This is a genomic window from Corallococcus exiguus (assembly GCF_009909105.1).
Classification (GTDB): domain Bacteria; phylum Myxococcota; class Myxococcia; order Myxococcales; family Myxococcaceae; genus Corallococcus; species Corallococcus exiguus.
Window position 1 is genome coordinate 436,938 of record NZ_JAAAPK010000003.1, and the last position, 20,763, is coordinate 457,700.

Below are 20,763 nucleotides of genomic sequence, written 5' to 3' on the forward strand. Positions count from 1 at the left end.
GTCGTCCCAGCTTCCATTCCAGGTCCCACACTTCTAGCGGGAGGAACCTGGTCATGAGACGGACTTCGATGGTGGCAGGACTGGTGGTGGCCGGCACGTGCGTGGCGGGGCCAGCCCTCGCGGTGGACGCGAGCGAGGTGTCGCGCAAGCTCAGCTTCAGCGAAGAGGACTCCACGGCCGGCCTGGACGTGGGCGTGGGCCTGGGCGGCTTCACCGGCGACCTGGGCGACGAGACGGGCGTGGGCGGGCTGTTCAACATCACCGCCAACGCCCAGCCCTGGAAGTACATCGGCGTGGAGGTCGGCTACGAAGGCCAGAACATCCCCATCGATGACGCCCGCGTCCTCGGCGGCAACCACATCTGGCGCAACAACGGCACGTTCATGGGCAAGCTCGGCCCCGTCGTCGACCACAAGTGGCACCCCTTCGTGGGCGCGGGCTTCGGCCTCAGCTTCCTGCACGCGTCCTCGGGCTCCGCGCCCATCTACGGCAATGACTGGCAGACGGAGTTGCCGCTGGCCGCGGGCATCGAATACCGCCTGGGCCACCTGTCCGCCGGCGTGCGCGCCACCTACCGCCTCGTCGGTAGCGAGGACCTGACCACCATCCCCGGCACCACCGAGGAGGCCAAGGGCAACCTCTTCAACGGCAACCTCACCGTGGGCGGCCGCTTCTAGCCGGCTTCCGCGTCCGCGGGACTCACGCCCCCGCGGACGCGCCACGTCCTCACAGCTCGAAGCGCGTCATCAGCACTTCCGGACGCGGATCTTCCTTCCACGCGTCCAGCACCGCCTGCGCCGGCGACCGGCCCGAAGCCGCCACCGCCTCCAGCGGCGCGAGCAGCGGCGCGTCCTCTGGGTCCAACCGCTGCAGCCCCCGCTTCGCGATGGCCACCATCTCCCCGGCCAGCCGGTGCAGCTCGCGAGGCCCCAGCTTCCCGGCCAGGCCCTCGCGGCGCGCGGTGTCGTGGAAGGCCAGGTGCTCGGTGAAGTTCAGCCGCGGCAGGAGCAGCTCCGCCTCCTCCAGCGCCTGCGCGTCATAGAGGATGCCGCGCCAGAGCGCGCCCAGCGCCCCCGTCATGGCCGCGCTCGCGCTGTCCGCGCCGCGCACCTCCAGCACCTTCTTCAGCCGCACCTCCGGGAAGAGCGTGGACAGGTGGTCCGTCCAGTCCCCCATGTCCGGCGGCTGGCCCTCGTAGCCCTCCTTCATGAGCTGGCGGAAGGTGAGCTTCGGGTGGCGGTACTCGCCCTCGCGGCGCAGGAACAAGAGCGGCGCATCCAGCGCCCAGTCCACATACGCCTGATAGGAGAACGAGCCGTCGAACCAGGACGGCAGGTAGCCACAGCGCGTGGGGTCCACCTCTTCCCAGACGCGACTGCGGAAGGACATGTAGCCGGAAGGCTTGCCCTCCAGGAGCGGGCTGTTGGCGTACAGCGCCACCAGCAGCGGCGACAGGCGCGCCACCGCCACCGTCTTGCGCACACAGTCCGCTTCATCCGCCCAGTCCAGCGACACCTGCCCGGTGGACGTCATCAGCATCATGTTCAGCGCCAGCCGGCCGCGCTCCGGCAGCGTGCGGCGCATCACCTGGTAGCGCGTCTTGGGCATCCAGGGCATTTCGCCCGTCGTGCCCACCGGCCGGTAGCCCAGCGCCACCAGCCGCAGGCCCTGCGCGGACGCCGCCGCCTTCGTCTCCTTCAGGTGCTGGAGGTTCTCCTGGTGCGCCTCCCGCGCCGTGTGGAAGGGGCTGCCGGACAGTTCGAACTGCCCGCCCGGCTCCAGGGAGATGGCCGCCATCCCGCGCTGCAGCGCGATGACCGGCGACTGGGGCGTCTCCCGGAAGGGCTCGTAGCCGCCCGGGGCGATGCGCTCCAGCAGGGCACCCACTCCGTTCGGTCCCTCATAGGGTACGGGTTGGGCGGACCCCACGGGGTAGATGAACTTTTCGTGCTCCAGCCCCAGGCGGTGCTGGGTCCGGGGCTTCTCCCCTTTGCGAAGCTCTTCCACCAGGGGGGCGGCGGAAGTGAGGGGCTCGGAGGCCACGCGCTTGAGGTCGAGGGACATGAGGGCGCCCTATATAACGGGGGCCGTTGGCCTTGCCCTCATTTGAGCACCCTGACCCCATGCGCCCTGCATCCCCCGTCCCTACCCTGTCTCCCCGGCCCCGTCTGTCGGATTTCCTCCAGGGCATGGGAGTGCTCGGCCGCGCCTCCGGGCTCATCTTCCGCTCGCGCCGCCTCTTCCTCCTCTCCAGCCTGTGCGCCGTCCTCACCGCCATCACCCTGATGGGCCTGGCCGTCCTGCTCTACCGGTACGCCCCCGGACTCCTGGAGTCCGTGTGGCCCCGGCCCGAGTCCTGGTACGGACAGGCCGGCTGGTACACCGCGCTCGTGCTGGGCTCCCTGGTCGCCTGGGTGGTGGGCGCCAACGTGGCGCCTCCGCTGCTCCTCACGCCGCTGCAGGACCCGGTGTCGGAGGCCACGGAAGCCGAGTGTGTGGGAGCGGACGCCGTACTCTCACCCGCCTCCTTCCTGCGGAGCATGACGACAGGGCTGTTGCACACGCTCGCCCGCATGGCGCTGCTCTTCCTGGGGCTGGCGGTGCTCCTGCCGCTGAACCTCCTGCCGGGCCTGGGCAGCGTGGCGTTCACCGTGCTGGCCAGCCTGTGGACCATGCTCTGGATGGCGGCGGAGCACCTGGCCGCGCCCATGACGCGCCACCTGTACCCCTTCGCCCAGGTGCGCCGCATGCTGCGCGAGCGCCGGGCCCTCTGCCTGGGCTTCGGGGCGGGCGTCTACCTGCTCCTGTGGGTGCCCATCCTCAACACCTTCTTCCTCCCGGTGGCCATCGTCGGGGGCACCCTCCTCTACCGGGCCCTACGGGAGGCCGGGGACCTGCCCCCGCCACCGGATGCCCGGGCGGACGCGAAATAAAGGGGCAGGCCGGGTGTCCGTACGTCCAGGCCGATCGGGAACGCATTGCCTGCGGTGGACGTTCTCGGTCGCTAGTGACAACGCCACGCCTTGAAGCACCTGGAAGCCGTGATTAGGCTTGCCCGGCCGCTGCCTGGTTCCTTGGCTTACGTTGAACCGTTCGGATTCACAGGGCTTTTCACGCATCACCCGGGGCGCCTCTCGCGCCCCAGCTGGGATGAACCGCATGCCGCGTATCTTCCGCCGCATCACCGCCGTCGCTGTTCTGTTGGGGGCCTGGGCATTCGCAGGCAGTGACCGTGCTCCCCTCCCGCTCACCGTGGGAGCGGCGGAGGCGGGGCAGGACTCCTGGGACGGCGCGCTGCCTTCCGCCAGCAAGGCCGAGAAGGCCCCCCACGACCTCAACAGCCTCCGCGTCCTCACGAAGGTCATCCTCTACGTGAAGGAGAACTACGTCGACCCCAAGCGGGTGAAGCCCAAGGAGATGATGATCGCCTCCCTGGAGTACGTGGAGAAGAGCGTCCCGGACGTGCTCGTGGACGGCAACCCGGAGACGGGCAAGCTCAACGTCAACGTCAACGGCAAGCAGAAGGAGTTCGACATCTCCCACGTCGACTCCCTGTGGAAGATGTCCTTCGCGCTGAAGGACGTGTTCGACTTCCTGTCGAAGAACATGCGTCCCATCGAGGAGACGCGCGACATCGAGTACGCCGCCGTCAACGGCATGCTCTCCACGTTGGATCCGCACTCGGTGCTGCTGCGCCCGGAGCTGTACCGGGAGATGAAGCTGTCCACCAAGGGTGAGTTCGGCGGCCTGGGCTTCGTCATCCAGATGAAGGAGGGCAACCTCACCGTGGTGAAGGTGCTGCCCAAGACGCCCGCGTCTCGCGCCGGCATCCAGAAGGACGACCGCATCAAGAAGATTGGTGAGGAGTCCACCGTAAACATGGACCTCAACGAGGCCGTGTCCAAGCTGCGCGGTCCGGTGGACAGCCGCATCACCATCACCGTGGAGCGCGACGGCTGGGACAAGCCGCGCAACATGACGGTGGCGCGCGCCATGATTTCGATTGAGTCCGTGCAGCACAAGCTGCTCGCGGGCGGCGTGGGCTACGTGCGCCTGAAGAACTTCCAGGGCAACACCACGCGCGACCTGGAGGCCGCGCTGACGGACATCCGCAAGCAGGCGGACGCAAAGGGCGGCTTCAAGGGCCTCGTGCTCGACCTGCGCGGCAACCCGGGCGGCCTGCTGGAGCAGGCCATCCAGGTGTCGGACACGTTCCTGTCCAAGGGCACCATCGTCGCGACGGTGGGCTTCAGCGACAAGCTGCGCGAGGAGAAGCGCGCGCGCCCTACGGACGGCGAGGAGACCTACCCCATCGCGGTGCTGGTGAACGCGGGCAGCGCCTCCGCGTCTGAAATCGTCGCGGGCGCGCTCAAGAACCTGGACCGCGCGGTCATCATCGGGCGCCAGACGTTCGGCAAGGGCAGCGTGCAGGTGCTCTACGACTTCCCGGACGACAGCGCGCTCAAGCTGACCATCGCCAAGTACCTCACCCCGGGTGACGTCTCCATCCAGGAAGTGGGCATCGTGCCGGACATCCAGCTCGTCCCCACGCGCGTCACCGCGGACCGGGTGGACGTGTTCGCGCCCCGCAAGTCCATGGGCGAGGCGGACCTGGATCAGCACTTCGGCAACCCGGAGTCCTCCACCGTCGCCAAGAAGCGCGAAGAGGTGCTGGACCGCGAGAAGCCGGGCACCAGCCTCAAGTACCTGAAGGTGGACGAGAAGGCCGCCCAGGCCGCCGCCAAGAAGGAAGAGCCCAAGGAGAAGGTCGCCGCCAAGCCGGGCACGGGCGCCAAGGACACCAAGAAGGAGCACGGCCAGAATGATCCGCTCCTGGACGTGGACGTGGCCGGCCAGGGCGAGGACCTGGATGACCAGCTGGACGCGGAGTCCCAGGAGGAGATCAAGGAGGACTTCGAGGTCCAGTTCGCCCGCGACTTCGTCCTGAAGGTGCCGGCGGTGAAGCGCTCCGAGCAACTCGCCAAGGGCAAGACGTTCGTGGAGCAGAAGCGCAACGAGGAGGAGCAGCGCATCAACAACGCCATCGCCGCGCTCGGCCTGGACTGGAGCCCCGGTCCCACGCCCAAGAACGTGCAGCTGGACGCCAGCTTCGCCCCGGGCTCCGACGCCAGGATTCTGGCCGGCGAGCAGCTGGACATGGTCATCAACGTGGAGAACAAGGGCACGGAGCCGCTCAAGCGCGTGCGTGGCTGGACGGAGAGCGACAACGCGTTCCTCGACCGCCGCGAGTTCCTGTTCGGCGCCATCGCCCCGGGTGAGAAGAAGTCCTGGAAGGTGCAGGTGCGCCTGCCCAAGGACCTCACCAGCCGCCGCGACGACGTGAAGGTGAAGCTGTTCGACGACAACGGCGCGCTGCGCGACACCCTGGTGTCGGAGCTGTCCTTCGTGGAGCTGCCCCGCCCCGCGTTCGCCTTCAACTGGCAGGTGGTGGATGACTGCGCCGAGTGCAACGGCGACGGCGTCGTGCAGCGCGGCGAGGACGTCACGGTGGTGATGGACGTCACCAACACGGGCGTGGGCCCGGCGCTGGACTCGTTCGCGCAGATCAAGAACGGCGGCGACGCGAACATCTTCATCGAGAAGGGCCGCTTCAAACTGGGGGAGATCAAGCCCGGTGAGACGAAGACGGCGCGCTTCCAGGTGTCCCTGAAGAAGGGCTTCAAGGGCGACACCTTCCCGCTGAAGCTGGCCATCCTCGACGAGCCCCTGGAGGAGTTCGTCCTGGAGAAGCTCCAGCTGCCCGTGAAGGACGGCCCCGTGGCCCCGCTGGAGGCGAAGAAGGGCCTGGTGAAGCTCAACGACAAGGCGGAGCTGTTCGCCTCGCCCACCGCGGACTCGCGTCCGGTGGCGAAGCTGCCGCAGGGCGCCACGCTGGCCCTGGAGGCCACCACCAAGGGCTACTACAAGGTCGCGCTGGAGAAGGACCGCTTCGCCTTCGTGCGCACGCAGGACGCGAAGGAAGTGAAGACCGGCAAGGCGGCGGCGCCCAAGACGGTGGCGTTCACCACGACGCACCAGCCTCCGGACATCAAGCTGGACGTGGATCCGTCCCACGGCGGCGTGGTGGTGAACGGCGACAAGTTCACCCTCTCCGGCGCGGTGAAGGACCCCAACGGCCTGCTGGACGTCTACGTGCTGGTCAACGACCAGAAGGTCTACTTCAAGGCCGTGGACCCCAAGGGCGGCGAGCCCAACACGCTGAAGTTCACCGCGGACTTCGCGCTCAAGGAGGGCAACAACAACGTGCTGGTGGTGGCCCGAGAGAGCACCGAGTTCGCCAGCCGCCGCACGCTGGTCATCCGCCGCCGTCCGGCGGAGGTGGCCCAGAAGGTGGCGACGCCCGCCGCCACGGCCACCACGCCGGTGAAGCCGCGCCAGCAGTAGGCCTTCCGGGCACGAACCCGGAAACCGCCTGCCCCGGGCGGCTCGCTTCCAGCGGACGTCCCCCTTCGAACGGGGGCGTTTCCCTGGAGGAGGGCCGCCCGTTTTGTTGACGCTTCACCGAGGGCCGATTTAGGGTCCGCCGGAGGTGGGCGCCCGCTTGGCCGGCACGCGTCCCGGAGGCGTGATTCCCCCATGCGGACGTTCAGTCGGTGGCTGGTGCTCGCGACGGCGCTATCAGGGGCCGCGGCCCATGCGGACGCCAACGACCTGGTCATTTCCCGCTTCGGCGTCGAACGCCGGGGCGCCACGGCAGTCATCACCAACACGGAGTTCGCCGAAGCCAGCGCGGACTTCCGTGCCTTCGCGCGCACATTCGGCGCGGTGATGACGTCCGCGAACCTGATGCCCCCGCGCACCACGGGCCACTCGGGCTTCGCCTTCAACGCGGAGCTGTCCGTCGTGTCGCTCCCGGAGGACGTGCAGCTGCCCACGGAAGGCGCGCAGCCGGGCTCCGTGCTGGTGCCGTCCCTGCACGTGCGCAAGGGCCTGCCCTTCTCGCTGGAGCTGGGCGGGCGCGTGGGCTGGATTGAGAAGAGCAGCATGGTGACGGCCACGGGCGAGCTGAAGTGGGCCGTCAACGAGGGCTTCACGTACCTGCCGGACGTGGGCGTGCGCCTGCACGTGACGAAGCTCTTCAGCGCGCAAGACCTGGACCTGACCACCACGGGCCTGGACATCGGCGTGGGCAAGCAGTTCCCGCTGGGCGGCATGGTGACGGTGACGCCCTACGGCGGCCTGGACCTGAACTTCGTCAGCGCCACCACGCGCACGCTGGACTTCGACCCGAGCCGCAACCCGGCGGACACGGCGGGCAACGACTCGCGCGACGCGCTGACCAACACCGCGCCGTACTCGCGGGTGAACGCGGGCGACAACCTCACCCCGCGCTTCTACGCGGGCGCGCGCTTCATTGGCGGCGTGCTGCAGCTGGGCGCGGAGATTTCGCTCACCAACCTGGGCAGCTTCGACCAGGAGGGCGCCGGCAGCCGCGACCTGCCCTCCGTCTTCGCCTTCAACACCACGCTGGGCCTGGACTTCTAGTCAGCGCAGGGCCTCGCGGACGCGGCCCGGGCGGTTGGTGATGAGGTAGGACACCCCCAGGTCCCGCAGCTCGCGGGCGCGCTGGGGGTCGTCCACCGTCCACGCCGCCACGCGCAGGCCCGCGTCGTTCCACGCCGCCACGCGCTCCGGAGTGCACGCCTCGTGGAAGGGGTGCACCGAGTGCGAGGACACCAGCGGGCTCAGCGCGTACGCCTGCAGCGCCCAGGGCTTGTCCGGGTCGATGAGGAAACCCCGGCGCAGCGTGGGCGCCACCGCCGCCAGCCGGAAGAGGCACAGCGGGTTGAAGCTGGACACCACCACGCGGCCCGCCAGGTCGCGCTCGCGCAGAAGCCGCGCCACGCCCGCCGCCAGGCCGCCGTCGTCGAAGCGGTCGCACTTCAGCTCGATGTTGACCAGGAAGTGCTCCGGCAGCGCGTCCAGCACCTCCTCCAGCAGCGGGATGCGCGCGGGGGCGAAGCCCAGGGGCGTGCCCACGTCCGCGCGGGAGAGCTTCCACCAGGGCGTGGAGCGAACCTCCCAGGGCTGCCCCGCCAGGCGGTCCAGGCGCTCGTCGTGGCACACCACCACCTCGCCGGAGCCGCACACCATGGCATCCAGCTCCACGCCGTCAGCGCCCTGGCGCACGGCCTCCGCGAAGGCCTCCAGGGTGTTCTCGGGGGCGTCGGCGCTGGCACCACGGTGAGCGAGCAGGAGCATGGGCGCGCAGTGTGCGCTCAAACGCCCCCCGCGCGCAGCGCCGACGTGGCGGGCGCGTCCGAGGGCGGACGCGTTGGCGCGACTTGCCTCGCGGATGGGTTTATTGCAGTGTCCGACGCATGTTGGGCACCGGAGAGTTCCTCGTCCTCGGCTTCATCCTGCTGGTGGTCTTCTCGGCCGCCCGGATGGGGCAGTTGGGCAACGCGGTGGGCAAGTTCGTCTACTCGTTCCGCAAGGCGTCGCGCGGCGACGACCTGGTGGACGTGAAGCACCTGCCCCACTCGCGCCGGGGCACCACCGACGCGGACTACACCGAAGGCTCCTCCAAGGACCGCCGCTCCTAGAACTCCTCCCCTGTCGGGAGCACCAACGGACCGGGCGGGCTGCCGGGCGATGGAGCGAGCAGCAGGCGCGCGGCCTGCTGCCTCAGGGCGGGGAGCAGCCCCGTGTCCTCCACCATCTCGCGCAGGTCCAGGGTGGAGAGCAGCGGCACCAGCTTCGCGCCCACCTCCGGCGGCAGATATGGATTGAAGGCCAGCGCGCGGCGCACCTTGTGGCGCACGGACCAGCGCGGCGACTTCCAGATTTCGACGAGCGGCTCCGGACGCGCGGGCCTGCGCGCCGCGATGCGCACCACCAGGTCCTCGGTGAGGCGCGGGTTGATGAGCACGTTGCGCAGCACGGCCGGGTTGCTCACGGTGGCCAGGCGCGACAGCACGTCCGGGTCGCGCGTGAGACGGGCCTGCTGCTTCAGGTGGCCCAGCGACTGGCTGGCGGCCTGCGCGTCCGCGCGGGCGGCGGCGTCCGCGTCCAGCTCCTTGCGCGCGGGGCCTTGGGCGAAGAGGTCCGCCACCGCCTCCAGTGACTGCACGTGGGCCATGCGCCGGAGCGCCTCCACGTGGGGGATGTGCTCGGCCTCCTGGTCCAACGCGGCCAGGAAGTCCGACAGCACGCAGGTGGCGGGGGCCTGTCCGGCGCGGGACAGCGACAGCAGGTGGCCGATGAGCTCGTTCGTGTCGAAGGGCTCACGCCGGGCCAGCTCGCGCGCGGCGGCCTTGCGGCGCACGGTGGCGCCTCCGCCCAGGGCGTGCAGGTTGCGCGCGAGCACGCGGGCCTCCTCCAGCGTGGACATGACGGCTCAGTCTCCCGTGCGGTCCGCGGTGGGTTCGGAGGGGATGGGCTCCAGCGTCACCTCCAGCCGGAGGCCGGTGAGGTCCGCGGGGAACTCCTGGAACAGCACCAGGAAGGGCACCTTGCCGCCCGGCGGCACCGGGAGGGACGCCGCGTCCATGCGCTGGCGGAGCGAGGTGGCGGCCTCGCGGGTGGTGACGGCGTGGAGCTCCTCCGGAGTGGCCAACGCGCCCGCGAGCCCCTCCGTGGAGCGCACCCGCTGGTCGCCGTCGAAGAGGGCGGCGCGCACGCGCACGGCCGCGGCGGCGCCAGTGCGGTTCTCCGCCTCTCCGCGCACGACGAAGAGCATGCGGCCGTCGCGCGTCTCGTAGAGGCCGTTGGACACGTCGCTCGCGATGAACGGACGGGACGCGGGCATCACCAGCGTGCGCAGGCGGTCCGGGGACAGCGTGGAGGGGTCCACCTTGCCATCGCGCAGGTACATGGTGCCCAGCGCGCCCAGGGCCACCACCAACACGGTGGCGATGGTGAGGTTGAGGACCAGCCCCGTCAGCTTCCGCGCGCGGCCGGGCATCCGGCGCTGGGGCATGCCCACGTCCTCGATGCGGGCGGAGGGCTTGGCCACGGTGACGGCCGGGCCCCCGCGCATGCTGGCCAGGTCCACCACCTCGCGGCGAGGCGTGGTGATCTTGAACGGGTCGCCGTCGTCGTACGCCGGCACGTCGCTCAGCAGCGAGATGCCGCCGGGCTCCTCCGCGCCCGCTTCCGCGGGCACATCCCCGAGCAGCGCGGCACGGCCGGTGTCGGAGGCGGCCACCCCCTCCTCGCCGGAGGCCCCCGCGCCGGAGAAGTCGAACAGGTCGCCCATCGGCTCCGGACCGACGTGCGTGTCCTCGGGGGCGTCCTCGGGCGCGGCGGACAGGTCCGGGGACGGAGCCGCCATGTCGATGGACGAGAATGGATCCTCGCTCTCGAAGCCCGGCGAGGGCGTCACCGGCCCCACCGCCGTGGCGCCGCCTGGAGCGGGCGCCTGGGCGACGTTCGCTGCATGGCGCAGGGACGCCGCGTCCGGGACCGCCGGAGCGTCGATGGGGAAGTCGAAGAGCGGATCCGGCGCGAGGTCCGTCGAACCGGCGGCGGCCAGCCCCGCGGAGGCCACGGGCGCGGTCCCGGGACGTGCCGCCCCGACAGGGACCGAGGCCAGGGGCATGCGCGCGACGGGGGCTCCCGCCGAAGGCATGGGGGCACGCGCGGGAGCAGCGCCCGACGGTGCCGGTCCGCCGGCCGAGAAGGCGCCAGGCGCCGGAGGCATGGCGGCACGCCCCGGAGCGGCGGACGGGGAGGCGCCGGGAGGAGGAGCCACCGCCCCAGGAGGAACCGGGCCCCTGGGCGCCACTGGCCTCGGAGGTCCCCCCAGAGGCGCGGCCTCCGCGGCGAACGCTCCGGGTCCGCTTGGAGCCACGGCCGCCGGACGGGCCGCACCCGCGAGCGCCCCGGGAGGAGCGGCCCGGGGAGGCGCGAAGGCCCCCGGAGGCACCGGGCGGGGAGCCGCCGCCGGAGGAGCAGGAGCCACGGCCGGCCGGGGAGCGGCCACCGGAGCGCTCGGCGCCGGCGCGTCCATCATGAAGTCCGCGAACGGGTCATCCAGGTCCGGCACGACCGGATTCGGGGGCGGCGGCGGAGGGGCCGCCTGACGCCGGGACGCGACGCCCGGAACCGGCGTGGGCGGGTCGAATGGCATCATCGCCCCGGGGGCGCCCGGCATGGCGGGGGCCCGGCCGGGGGCCGCTTGCGGGGCGTCCACGTCGATGTCCACATCCACGTCACCCCAGGACTGGACCTGGGACCTCACGGCGGGGGCGCCGGGCGCGTAGTACGCGGCACCCGGGCGGGTGACCTCCCCGGTGGGCTCCGGGGCGTCTCCGAACGCCTGGAACGGGTCCGGCTGCTCGGCCGGAGGGCCAGCGGGCGGGGGGGCGCTCGGGGCCGGCGCGGGCTCACGCGCGACCCGAAAGGTGTTCTGACATTTGGTGCAGCGGACCTTGACCCCTTTTTCCGTCACCTTCTCGTCGGGGATCTTGAACCGCGTCTGGCACTGTTCGCACTGGACGATCATGGGGTCGGGTCGGGGGGACTTGGAGCATAGGCCCACCCGGCAACCACCGCGAGTCGGGCCCGGGTAACTTGCTCGCTTCCAACCCCTTTGATACGAGGTTCGCCCCTTTGGAAATCAAGAAGTAAACCAGTAAATGCCAAGGCGCAGCCGGGGTCGGAGACGACAGACATGAGCGAGGCCGAGCAAGCAAACGCTCCTAGCAACACCAAGGAGCCGAAGATCATCAAGCGCTACACGAACCGGAAGCTCTACGACACCGTGGAGAGCCGGTACGTCACGCTCGATGAGATCGCCGCGATGATCAAGGAGGGCACCGAGGTGCGGATTGTCGACAACCGCACGAAGGAAGACCTGACCTCCGTGACCCTCGCGCAGATCATCTTCGAAGAGGAGAAGAAGAAGAACCAGATGCCGCTGTCGGTGCTGCGGGAGATCATCCGCCACCCCGGCGAGTCCATCTCCGGGTTCATCCAGAAGGAGGTCTCGCCGCGCGTGGCCTCCATCCGCGAAGAGGCCGAGCAGCGGCTGGACAAGCTGCTGCGCCGCGAGGACGGCAGCCTGCAGGAAGCCCCTCCGGAGGCCCCCGCCGCCACGCCCGCGCCGCAGGCCGAGGGCAGCGCCGCGAGCCTCAACCCGGCGGAGCTGCTCAAGGCCAGCCAGCGCGCCTTCGAGGACTTCCAGCGCCGCATCGACGAGCGCGTGAAGCAGGTCGTGGAGAACCTCACCGGCAACCTCCCCGCCCTGGGCCGCGACATGCAGGCGCTCGCGCAGCGGCTGGAGGAGCTGGAGAAGAAGCTCGACGCCGTGGAGAAGGGCGACAAGAAGGACACCAGCGCGTCCTGAAGCACCCGTGCCTGAACGCCGTGGCGCCCGTGAGGAAGCGGGCGCCGGCGCTTCAGGCCACCTTCGGCCGGGTCCGCTTCCGCTTCGCCGGAGGGGCCCCGCCGTCAATCTCCGCCGCGATGGCCGCGAGCATCCGCGCCCCCGGGCTCTGGGGTGCGTACTCCCAGATGGTCTTCCCGTGGCTCTGCGCCTCGTCCACCTTGACGCTGTAGCCCAGCGGCGTGGCGGCGAGCGCTTCGGGGAAGTACGTCCGCAGCCGCTCCAGGATGGCCGTGGCCAGCGCCGTCTTGCGGTACAGCGTGGGCACCACCCGGGTGACGCGGAGGTCCGTGCGTCCTTCCGCCTCGCCCACCTGGCGCACCGTCTCCGCCAGCTCCGCGCACCCGTCCAGCGCCAGGTACGTCAGCGCCACCGGCACCACCACCTCCGTGGACGCCACCAGGATGTTGCGCGTGGTGAGCCCCATGGACGGAGGCGCGTCGAACAGCACCATGTCGTAGCCCGCGGCTTCCGCTTCACGCATGCGGTCCGCCAGCCGGTGCGCGCGGCGCGGGTCCTGCGCCACGACCACCGGGAAGTCCGCCATCTCCTTGTACGCGGGCACCACGTCCAGCCCGCTCACGCCCGTGGGGCGCACCACGGAGGCCAGGGACACCTCCGCGTCGGTGAGCAGGTGGAAGACGTTGCGCGGCAGCGTGCGCACGTCCAGGCCCAGTGACTTGCCCGCGTGGCCCTGCGTGTCCAGGTCCACCAGCAGCACGCGGCGGCGCTGCTCCAACGCGAGCCACGCGGCGGTGTTCACCGCGAGCGTCGTCTTGCAGGTGCCGCCCTTCTCGTTGATGAACGCGATGCGCCGCATGGCCGTGAGGGCTTGCCGCGCCCTACCCCTTCTTCTTCGAGGACGTGTTCGACACCAGCGTGTCCAGCTTGCCCTCGACGGACGCGAGCAGCTTCTCAAGGTCGTCCACCTTCGAGCGCAGCTGCTCCAGGTCCGCCGTGGACGGCAGGTTCATGGCGGACAGCGCCGTGCGCAGCGCCGCGTCCAGCGTCCCCTTCGCCGCGAGCGAGCGGGATACCAGCGTCTGCACCGCCCCCACGAACTTCTCGTTGGAGAGCAGCTGCTGCGCGAGCTTGCCCACGCGCTCCTCGCCCGTCTCCACGAGCTTCTTCATCACCGGGTTGTTCTTGAGCATGTTCTTGGAACCGTTCAGGTCCGGCCCACCCCGGACACGGCCTCTCGGCCGTCGGGACAGGCGGGACGTCAGGAAGAGGACGCCGCACTCTGGGAGGGGCCAACGCGACGTGTCAAGCAGGGCAACATTGGGGATTTCCGCTCGTGGACTCTCGTTGACTCTCCGGGAGCCCATCCCTACGGTTCGCGCGCCCTCTATGGCCGGACTGCTCGACAAACGCCTGTGGATCGTCTCTGGCAAGGGGGGCGTGGGGAAGACGACCGTCGCCGCCGCCCTGGCCCTGGCCTCGGTGCGCGCCGGCCGGCGCACCCTGGTGTGCGAAGTGAACACCCAGGAGCGCGTCAGCCGCATCCTGGAGCTGCCCGAAGCCGGCCCGGAGGTGAAGCTCTTGGAGGAGAACCTCTGGGCGGTGGACGTGCGCCCCCAGGAGGCCATGCGCGAGTACGGCCTGATGGTCCTGCGCTTCGAGACCCTCTACAAGACGGTCTTCGAGAACCGGCTGGTGCGCTACTTCCTGCGCTTCATCCCGTCGCTCCAGGAGCTGGTGCTGTTGGGGAAGATCCTCTTCCACCTCCAGGAGAAGCTGCCGGACGGCCGCTGGAAGTACGACACGCTGGTGCTGGACGCGCCCGCCACCGGCCACGCCATCTCCTTCCTGAGCGTGCCGCAGGTGCTCCTGCAGACGGTGCCGCCGGGGCCCATGACGCGCGAGGCGCTGAAGATGCGCGACCTGCTGGTGGACCCGTCCGTCACCGCCGCGGTGCTGGTGGCGCTGCCGGAGGAGATGCCGGTGAACGAGGCGTTGGAGCTGCACGGCGCGCTGCGAGACCGGGTGCACATCCGCACGCACGCGGCGGTGCTCAACCAGGCCTTCCCCCAGCGCTTCACGGAGGCGGACCTGGAGGCGCTCGCGGGCCACCCGGAGCTGATGCGCGTGGCCCAGGCGCACCATGACCGCGCGTCGCAGGCGGTGCTCGCGGGCACGAAGCTGGAGCGCAACCTCCACGCGCCGGTGTACACGGTGCCCAGGTTGTTCGTGCCGCGCTTCGGACGGGACGCGGTGGAGACGGTGATGGGGCACCTGAACGCGATGGTGACCGGAGGCACGGGAGCATGACGGCGCTGCAAACGGCGCTCGCGAACAAGCGCGTGCTCATCTGCGTGGGCTCTGGCGGCGTGGGCAAGACGACGGTGGCGGCCACGCTCGCGCTGCGCGCGGCGGTGGATGGCCGGCCCAGCATCGTGTGCACCATCGACCCGGCGAAGCGCCTGGCCAACTCCCTGGGCCTGTCCGGCCTGGGCAACGAGGAGGCGGAGGTGCCCGCGTCGGTGCTGGAGCCCCTGGGTGTGAAGCCCAAGGCGGCCCTGCACGCGATGATGCTGGACATGAAGGCCACCTGGGACGACCTCATCACCCGCGTGGCCCCGCCGGAGCAGCGCGAGCGAATCTTCGCCAACCGCTTCTACCAGTCCCTCTCCACGGCCCTGGCGGGCAGCCAGGAATACATCGCCATGGAGAAGGTCTGGGACCTGCGCCGCAGCAAGGACTACGAGCTGGTGGTGCTGGACACGCCGCCCACCGCGCACGCGCTGGACTTCCTGGACGCGCCCAACCGGGTGCTGGACTTCCTGGACAACGAAGCTGCCAAGTGGCTGCTCACGCCCGCGCTGAAGGCGGGCAAGGTGGGCCTGTCCCTCTTCAACCTGGGCGGCAGCTACGTGACGCGCGCGCTGTCGCGCTTCACCGGCACGGAGATGCTCCAGGAGCTGTCCTCCTTCATGCTGACGCTCTCCTCCATGAACGAGGGCTTCCGCGAGCGCGCCCGCGGCGTGCGCCAGCTGCTGGAGGACAAGACAACGGGGTTCGTGCTGGTGACGAGCCCCAACCCGGAGCGGCTGGACGAAGCCATCCACTTCCACAAGCTGCTCAAGCAGAACCGCATGGAGATGACGGCCATCGTGGTGAACCGCGTGCACCCGCTGCCCACCCAGGCGCAGTGGGCGGACGCGGCCACGCTGACGCCCACCCGGCGCGCGAAGGTGGAGGAGACGCTGCGCGAGCTCCAGGTGCTGGCGCAGCAGGACCTGGAGGGCCTGGCGCAGCTGCGCGAGGCCTGTCCGGGCACGCCCCTCATCCAGGTGCCGCGCTTCGGGCTGGACGTGCACGACCTCACCGCGCTGTGGGGCACCGGCCGCTACCTCCTGGGCGACGACGTCCTCGCCTGAGCGCCCTCCCCCACCCCGCGTGACGCGCCGGAGGCTCGCCGGAGGCTCGGAGACCCCGGGCATTTCCGGCGCGCGGGGGCGTTTATGCCGGGCGGACGGGCGACTGAGCACCGGAGGCCTGCCCGCATTAGACTGGCGGGCTCCGGAAGCACCGCGGAAGAGCACCCCGGGAACCTGGCGGGTCGCCGGGGTGTCGATGTCCGGGGCCGCACCGGGTGACGTGGGCGTCCGGATGGGAGCGAGCTGCATGCACGGCAGGAAGCGGATGGAGTCAGCCGGAGTCGCCCGGCGGTGGCTGTGGGTGGGCGTGTTGGGCCTGGGCCTGACGCTCACGGGCTGCCGCACCACGGGCGCGGGAACGAAGCCGGACGCCACGGCGAACAAGCAGGTCGTGGAGTTCGACCCCGTCACGGTGACGGCGGACCTGGAGCTGGACAAGCTCAACGACGAGGAGCTCTTCGCGGGCGGCACCTCCGCCTTCGCCGCCAACGACTTCAAGCAGGCGGCGCGCTACTTCGGCCGGCTCGCGGACTTCCACCCCAACAGCCAGCACCGCCGGCAGGCCCTCTACAATGCGGGCCTCGCGCACCAGCGCCTCAAGGAGTGGGACGACGCCTACGGGCGCTTCTCCGAACTGGCGGAGCCGGAGAAGGGCCAGGGCGACGCGCTGGACGCGTCCTTCCGCGTGGCGGAGTCGCTCTACCACCTGGAGCGCTACGAGGATGCGGTGAAGCTGCTGACGACGCTGGCCGCGCGCGCGGACCTGCCCGCGGGCCGCCGCATCGAGGCCCAGGTGCAACAGGGCATCTGCCAGGTGGAGGCCGGCCGCACCGACGACGCGGAGGGGACACTGCGCAAGGCGCTGGCCGCGTATGACGCCCTGCCGGACAAGGCGGAGGTGGAGGACTACTTCCCCGCGCAGGCGCACTTCTTCGTCGGCGAAATCTACCGGCTGCATTACGAGGCCGTGAAGCTGGAGGCCAGCCGGGGCAGCGACGGGCTGGCGCAGGACCTCAACTACAAGGCGGAGCTGCTGTTGTCCGCGCAGGGCCACTACCTGCGCGCCATCCGCGTGGGCAACGGCTACTGGGCCACCGCCGCGGGCGCGCAGATTGGCGCCCTGTACGAGAACCTCCACGAGCACATGGTGAACTCGCCCACGCCCCCGGAGCTCAACGCCGAGGAGGCGGAGGTCTACCGCCAGGAGCTGCGCAAGAAGATCCGCGTGCTGCTCACCAAGTCCATCAACATCTACGAGCGCACGCTGGAGGCCGCCGAGCGCATCGGTTCGCAGAACGCCTTCGTGGACCGCACCCGCCAGAGCCTGGAGAAGGTGAAGACGCTCCTGCTCGCGGACGCCGACACGGAGTCGGAAGGGGTCTCCGTGCCCATGCCCGCCTCCAACGCGGGCGCGAAGCACCGCTAGCGCCCCCGCCGGCCATGGAACCGCTCTTCACCCCGGAGCAGCTCGCCGACATCCACGCCTACCACCAGCCCTATTACATCCGGGCGGCGGTGGACCCGCTGGTGCGGCTGGCCCTGTCCGCGCTCATCCTGGCCGTGCTCGTGCGGCCCGTGTACCGGGGGGCAACGGCCGCGGCGGCGTCACTGGAGCGCAGGTTTGGCGTCACGCTGCGCAAGGCCCCGGTGAGCCGCGCCTTCTTCAGCGCCATGGACCGGCTGTGGGGCGAGCCCGGCTGGGGGGCCGCGCTCCTCTTCGCGCTCTTCATCGACCTGGCCACCCAGCTGCTCTACGCCCCCGCGAACGTGTACTTCTTCTATGTGCTGGAGCACCGGCACGGCCTGTCCAACGACACGCCCGCGACCTTCGCGTGGATGTGGTTCAAGGGCACCCTCGTGGGCGCCATCGCGCTGACGGCGCTCGTGATCGGCCTGTATGGCCTGGCCCGCCGCGTGCGCCGGTGGTGGCTGGTGCTGGGCGTGCCGGTGGCCCTGCTGATGCTGGTGGCCTCCGCCCTGGACCCGTACCGCGCCCGCCTCTACTACGAACAGACGCCCTTGCAGGAAGGGCCGCTGCGCTCGCGCATCACCGAGCTGATGCGCAAGGCGGACATCACCTTCTCCGACGTGGTGGTGGAAAAGACGTCCGTGCAGTCCAAGCGCATCCAGGCGTACTTCGCCGGCCAGGGCCCCACGCGCACCATCGTCCTCAACGACGTCATCCTGGGTGAGCTCTCGGAGGATGAAGTCCTGGCCGCGGTGGCACACGAGGCGGGCCACGTGAACGAGCCCCGCTGGCCCGGCCGCATCTTCTCGTCGCTCGCGGTGCTGGCCCTGCTCTTCCTCATCGACCAGTTGCTGCGCCTGTCCGCCCGCCGGGGCTGGTGGGGCATCCAGCGCTCGGGCGACATCCGCACCCTGCCGCTGATCTCGCTGGTGGTGTTCCTCCTCATCACGCTCGCGGCCCCCGTGGCCGGGGCGCTCTCCCGCGAGCGCGAGCGCGAGGCGGACCGCTACGGCCTGAACCTCACCGGCGACTCCGGCGCCTTCCGCCGCATGCTGGTGAAGGCCGCCCGGGTGAACAAGATGGACCCCGAGCCGCCCCGATGGGTCGTGCTCAAGGGCATGAGCCATCCCCCCATCGGGGAACGGCTCGCCGCGCTCGACGCGCCCTGAAGCCGCTTTCAAGAAGCCGCCGGTGGATGGGCCTCCACTCCACTCCCCCTCGCCATCCAGGCCCACCCTCCGGCCGGCCGCCCCCGGACCGCTCCCCAACTGTCCGGTGGCACATCCGTCTTGAAACGTCTCTCCCTTCAACCGCTCACGTCGGCGGAGCGCCCTCCTTCAGCTTCTCCACCGCCACCAGGGTGATGGCCTTCACCAGGGCCTTCGCGCGGCGTCCCGCGGACGTCTCACCATGAGGGTCGACCTCCACCGCGTTGGCGATGTCCGTGAAGCCCTGCCGCTCGCCCCGGCGCAGGTGCAGCTCGCCCCGGCCCGTCAGCGCCACGGGGTTGCGCGGGTCTCCAGTCAGCGCGTGCGTGTACTCGGTGAGCGCGTCCTCCACCCTCCCGAGCTTCTGGTACACGGTGCCCAGCGCCGCGTGCGCCGCGGAGTCCTTCGGGTTCCCCTCCACGAGCCCCTCGAAGAGGATGCGCGCTTCCTCCAACCGGCCCGCCGCCGCCAGGTCACAGCCCACCTGCGCGATGGCCTTCGCCTCCTCGAAGGTCATCCCCTCCACCTCCGCCCAGGTCGTCTCCCCTCGCGCGAATGCCTTCAGCCTGCGCGCCGTGCCGATCTCCATCGTCAGTCCCTCGCCGCCGTCGTGCTTGATGATGCGTCCCATGGCGGCCCTCACGCGCTGCGCAGGTTGGAGATGGCCGTCTTCGCCATCTCGTTGAACTTCGAAGACATGTTGCTCATCAGGTCGAACATGGCCTTGCGCTTCTCCATCAGCGTCTGAAGCCGCAGCTCCAGCTCCTGCATGCTCGTGTCCAGCTTCGCGCCGCGCGCCTTGTCCGAGCCGCTGGTGCCCAACGTGGCGCGCTCCTCGCGGGCGCTGGCCATCTCGTTCATCACGTCCAGCAGCTCGTCGTCGGTGTCCTCGGTGATGCCCATCAGCAGGGCCTGCACCTTCTGCTCGATGCTCAGGTTCGGGTTGTCCACGATGTCCCGAGCACGCGAGCCGCCCGTGCTCCGGCCGCTGCCGCTCGACGGCTTCGGCACCGAGTCCAGCTCCGCGTCCAGGTCCTGCCAGCTGGTGACGCCGTCCCGGCCGCCGCCCGCCGCCATCTCCAGGCGGTGCCAGTACTCCGGGTGGTCCGTGAAGAACTGCGCGGCGCGCTTGAGCGTGGAGGACGCCGCCGGGCTGTCCAGCACCGCCTGCAGGTCCGCCATCGTCAGCTTGCCGTCCTTCGTCCCCTTCGCCGTGTCGAAGGTGTCCCAGTTCTCATCCAGCACCTGGAGCGCGTCGGCGTACTCCTGGAGGTCCGGATCCACCGCCCCCGAGCCACCGCTGCTCCCCGGCCGCCCCGTGCCCCCCGTGCTTCCCCCGCCCTGGCCCGGCCGGCCCGACACACCACCGTCCGTGCTTCCCGTGCCGCTGCCCGGCCGCCCCGTGCCGCCAGTGCCCGGCCGCCCTGCCCCGCTTCCCGGTCCCGGCCGGGAGCCACCGCCGGTGCTGGGCGGCGCGCAGTCCGTCGGCGGAGGCGCGCAGTCCGAAGGCGAAGGAGACGGGCGTCCCGGACGCTCCGGACGTCCGTACTTCGCGAACTCGCCGGCCAGCCGCTTGGACTCCTGCTGGAGACCCACCAGCTCGATGCGGTCATCGTTCAGGCCCGGCAGCTTCAGCATCAGGAGGCTCTTCTTCGCCGTGTCCACCTGTTCGAAGAAGCCGCGGTTGTCGACGAGGAACTTCGCCGCGTCCCGGAGCGACGGCGACACGTTCTTGTCATGGGAGATGCGCTGGAGGTCCGCGTGCGACAGCGAGCCGTCCTTCTTGCCGTCCAGCAGGTCCAGGTAGCCGAAGTTCGCCTCCAGCGTGCGCAGCGAGTCCGCGTAGTCCAGCAGCTTGGGGTCCAGCGGGCTGCGGCTTCCGGAGGTGCCTCCCGCCTGCGAAGCGCCCGACGAAGCGGAGCTCGCGTAGCCCGCGCCCGCCTTCGCCGCGTTCTGGGGCGCGCAGTACTCCGTCTTCGCGGATGGGTTCTTCTTCAGCTCATCCGCCACGCCCAGCGCGCCGCTGGCCGCCATCATCACGTTGCCGGTCATCACCCCCGCGGCCGTCTTGATGGAGTTCGTGAGGACGGGCGGAAGCCCCAGGGCGTCCCCCGCCAGGTCGGTCACGGCGGCCATGGGACCGCCCAGCAGGTTCGCCACGCCTTTCAGGATGTCGAGCATCGATACTCCCGCGCGACGGGTTGAAGTGGGTGCTGCCAGGTGCCGCGCGCCGTCTCTTCGGACGCGGACAGGCATTGCAGCGGCGGTGCCGGGCAGTCCGGCTCGCGGGATGAGTCGAAACGCGGGGTTGGCCCGAGGGGGCCGCCAGCCGCGTCCCCACCCACGGACGGGTCG

General features: G+C 70.6%; 18 protein-coding genes and 1 pseudogene. 10 read left to right on the forward strand and 9 right to left on the reverse strand.

Translation table 11 applies throughout. The annotated features are described in order from the left end of the window. Positions 1 to 53 precede the first annotated feature (53 nt). Entirely contained in the window at positions 54 to 677 is a 624-nt protein-coding gene (locus GTZ93_RS13270; RefSeq protein WP_139916082.1) for an outer membrane protein, read from the forward strand. 49 nt (positions 678 to 726) lie between these two features. Here the strand turns inward: GTZ93_RS13270 and GTZ93_RS13275 are convergent, their stop codons facing one another. After that, a complete protein-coding gene (locus GTZ93_RS13275; protein WP_120599298.1) occupies positions 727 to 2,064 on the reverse strand; it encodes a glutamate--cysteine ligase in 1,338 nt (445 codons plus the stop codon). 59 nt (positions 2,065 to 2,123) lie between these two features. Between GTZ93_RS13275 and GTZ93_RS13280 the strand changes: the two genes are divergently transcribed. From GTZ93_RS13280 to GTZ93_RS13290, 3 genes are all read left to right on the forward strand, one after another. Beyond that, on the forward strand, positions 2,124 to 2,933 hold the full coding sequence (locus GTZ93_RS13280) for an EI24 domain-containing protein (RefSeq protein WP_139916081.1): 810 nt from the start codon (positions 2,124 to 2,126) through the stop codon (positions 2,931 to 2,933). 217 nt (positions 2,934 to 3,150) lie between these two features. Beyond that, on the forward strand, positions 3,151 to 6,405 hold the full coding sequence (locus tag GTZ93_RS13285; RefSeq protein ID WP_139916080.1) for an MXAN_5808 family serine peptidase: 3,255 nt from the start codon (positions 3,151 to 3,153) through the stop codon (positions 6,403 to 6,405). Between the two features lie 192 nt (positions 6,406 to 6,597). Beyond that, on the forward strand, positions 6,598 to 7,506 hold the full coding sequence (locus GTZ93_RS13290; RefSeq protein ID WP_139916079.1) for a hypothetical protein: 909 nt from the start codon (positions 6,598 to 6,600) through the stop codon (positions 7,504 to 7,506). On the opposite strand, the gene GTZ93_RS13295 is transcribed toward GTZ93_RS13290, so the two are convergent. Next, positions 7,507 to 8,223: a glycerophosphodiester phosphodiesterase gene (locus GTZ93_RS13295; RefSeq protein ID WP_139916078.1), complete on the reverse strand. Its 717-nt coding sequence runs from the start codon at positions 8,221 to 8,223 to the stop codon at positions 7,507 to 7,509. A gap of 119 nt (positions 8,224 to 8,342) precedes the next feature. Here GTZ93_RS13295 and GTZ93_RS13300 point away from each other — a divergent pair, with 119 nt between their 5' ends. Further along, positions 8,343 to 8,567, forward strand: a complete 225-nt coding sequence (locus GTZ93_RS13300) for a twin-arginine translocase TatA/TatE family subunit (protein WP_120579459.1) — start codon at positions 8,343 to 8,345, stop codon at positions 8,565 to 8,567. Here the strand turns inward: GTZ93_RS13300 and GTZ93_RS13305 are convergent. From GTZ93_RS13305 to GTZ93_RS43410, 3 genes and pseudogenes are all read right to left on the reverse strand, one after another. After that, on the reverse strand, positions 8,564 to 9,355 hold the full coding sequence (locus GTZ93_RS13305; protein ID WP_121755902.1) for a hypothetical protein: 792 nt from the start codon (positions 9,353 to 9,355) through the stop codon (positions 8,564 to 8,566). The genes GTZ93_RS13300 and GTZ93_RS13305 overlap by 4 nt on opposite strands. Before the next feature lie 6 nt (positions 9,356 to 9,361). Next, positions 9,362 to 10,513: a hypothetical protein gene (locus tag GTZ93_RS42740; protein ID WP_257979033.1), complete on the reverse strand. Its 1,152-nt coding sequence runs from the start codon at positions 10,511 to 10,513 to the stop codon at positions 9,362 to 9,364. Positions 10,514 to 11,371: 858 nt separating this feature from the next. After that, positions 11,372 to 11,470 (reverse strand): annotated as a pseudogene (locus tag GTZ93_RS43410) (zinc-ribbon domain-containing protein); the annotation flags it as partial. Positions 11,471 to 11,638: 168 nt separating this feature from the next. Between GTZ93_RS43410 and GTZ93_RS13315 the strand changes: the two are divergent. Continuing rightward, positions 11,639 to 12,313, forward strand: a complete 675-nt coding sequence (locus GTZ93_RS13315) for a polyhydroxyalkanoate synthesis regulator DNA-binding domain-containing protein (protein WP_120581282.1) — start codon at positions 11,639 to 11,641, stop codon at positions 12,311 to 12,313. 52 nt (positions 12,314 to 12,365) lie between these two features. Here GTZ93_RS13315 and GTZ93_RS13320 read toward each other — a convergent pair whose 3' ends face one another. Both GTZ93_RS13320 and GTZ93_RS13325 read right to left on the reverse strand, forming a co-directional pair. After that, positions 12,366 to 13,172 carry a ParA family protein gene (locus tag GTZ93_RS13320; RefSeq protein ID WP_139923172.1) on the reverse strand — a complete coding sequence of 269 codons (807 nt, stop codon included), beginning with the start codon at positions 13,170 to 13,172 and terminating at the stop codon, positions 12,366 to 12,368. Between the two features lie 22 nt (positions 13,173 to 13,194). Beyond that, positions 13,195 to 13,506, reverse strand: coding sequence for a hypothetical protein (locus GTZ93_RS13325; RefSeq protein ID WP_120581280.1), 312 nt, complete (start codon positions 13,504 to 13,506; stop codon positions 13,195 to 13,197). Between the two features lie 196 nt (positions 13,507 to 13,702). Between GTZ93_RS13325 and GTZ93_RS13330 the strand changes: the two genes are divergently transcribed. The 4 genes from GTZ93_RS13330 (at position 13,703) to GTZ93_RS13345 (ending at position 18,369) form a co-directional block, all read left to right on the forward strand. Next, on the forward strand, positions 13,703 to 14,623 hold the full coding sequence (locus GTZ93_RS13330) for an ArsA family ATPase (protein WP_014399115.1): 921 nt from the start codon (positions 13,703 to 13,705) through the stop codon (positions 14,621 to 14,623). Further along, positions 14,620 to 15,732: an ArsA family ATPase gene (locus tag GTZ93_RS13335; protein ID WP_139923170.1), complete on the forward strand. Its 1,113-nt coding sequence runs from the start codon at positions 14,620 to 14,622 to the stop codon at positions 15,730 to 15,732. The genes GTZ93_RS13330 and GTZ93_RS13335 overlap by 4 nt, the downstream gene beginning before the upstream one ends. Before the next feature lie 247 nt (positions 15,733 to 15,979). Then, positions 15,980 to 17,158: a tetratricopeptide repeat protein gene (locus tag GTZ93_RS13340; RefSeq protein ID WP_139923168.1), complete on the forward strand. Its 1,179-nt coding sequence runs from the start codon at positions 15,980 to 15,982 to the stop codon at positions 17,156 to 17,158. 14 nt (positions 17,159 to 17,172) lie between these two features. Beyond that, on the forward strand, positions 17,173 to 18,369 hold the full coding sequence (locus GTZ93_RS13345; protein ID WP_139923166.1) for a M48 family metalloprotease: 1,197 nt from the start codon (positions 17,173 to 17,175) through the stop codon (positions 18,367 to 18,369). Between the two features lie 145 nt (positions 18,370 to 18,514). Here the strand turns inward: GTZ93_RS13345 and GTZ93_RS13350 are convergent, their stop codons facing one another. After that, the gene (locus GTZ93_RS13350) at positions 18,515 to 19,039 is read right to left on the reverse strand and encodes a tetratricopeptide repeat protein (RefSeq protein ID WP_120581731.1); all 525 of its coding nucleotides are present in this window, start codon (positions 19,037 to 19,039) and stop codon (positions 18,515 to 18,517) included. Positions 19,040 to 19,047: 8 nt separating this feature from the next. Then, on the reverse strand, positions 19,048 to 20,589 hold the full coding sequence (locus GTZ93_RS13355; RefSeq protein WP_161662800.1) for a hypothetical protein: 1,542 nt from the start codon (positions 20,587 to 20,589) through the stop codon (positions 19,048 to 19,050). Positions 20,590 to 20,763: the final 174 nt, after the last annotated feature.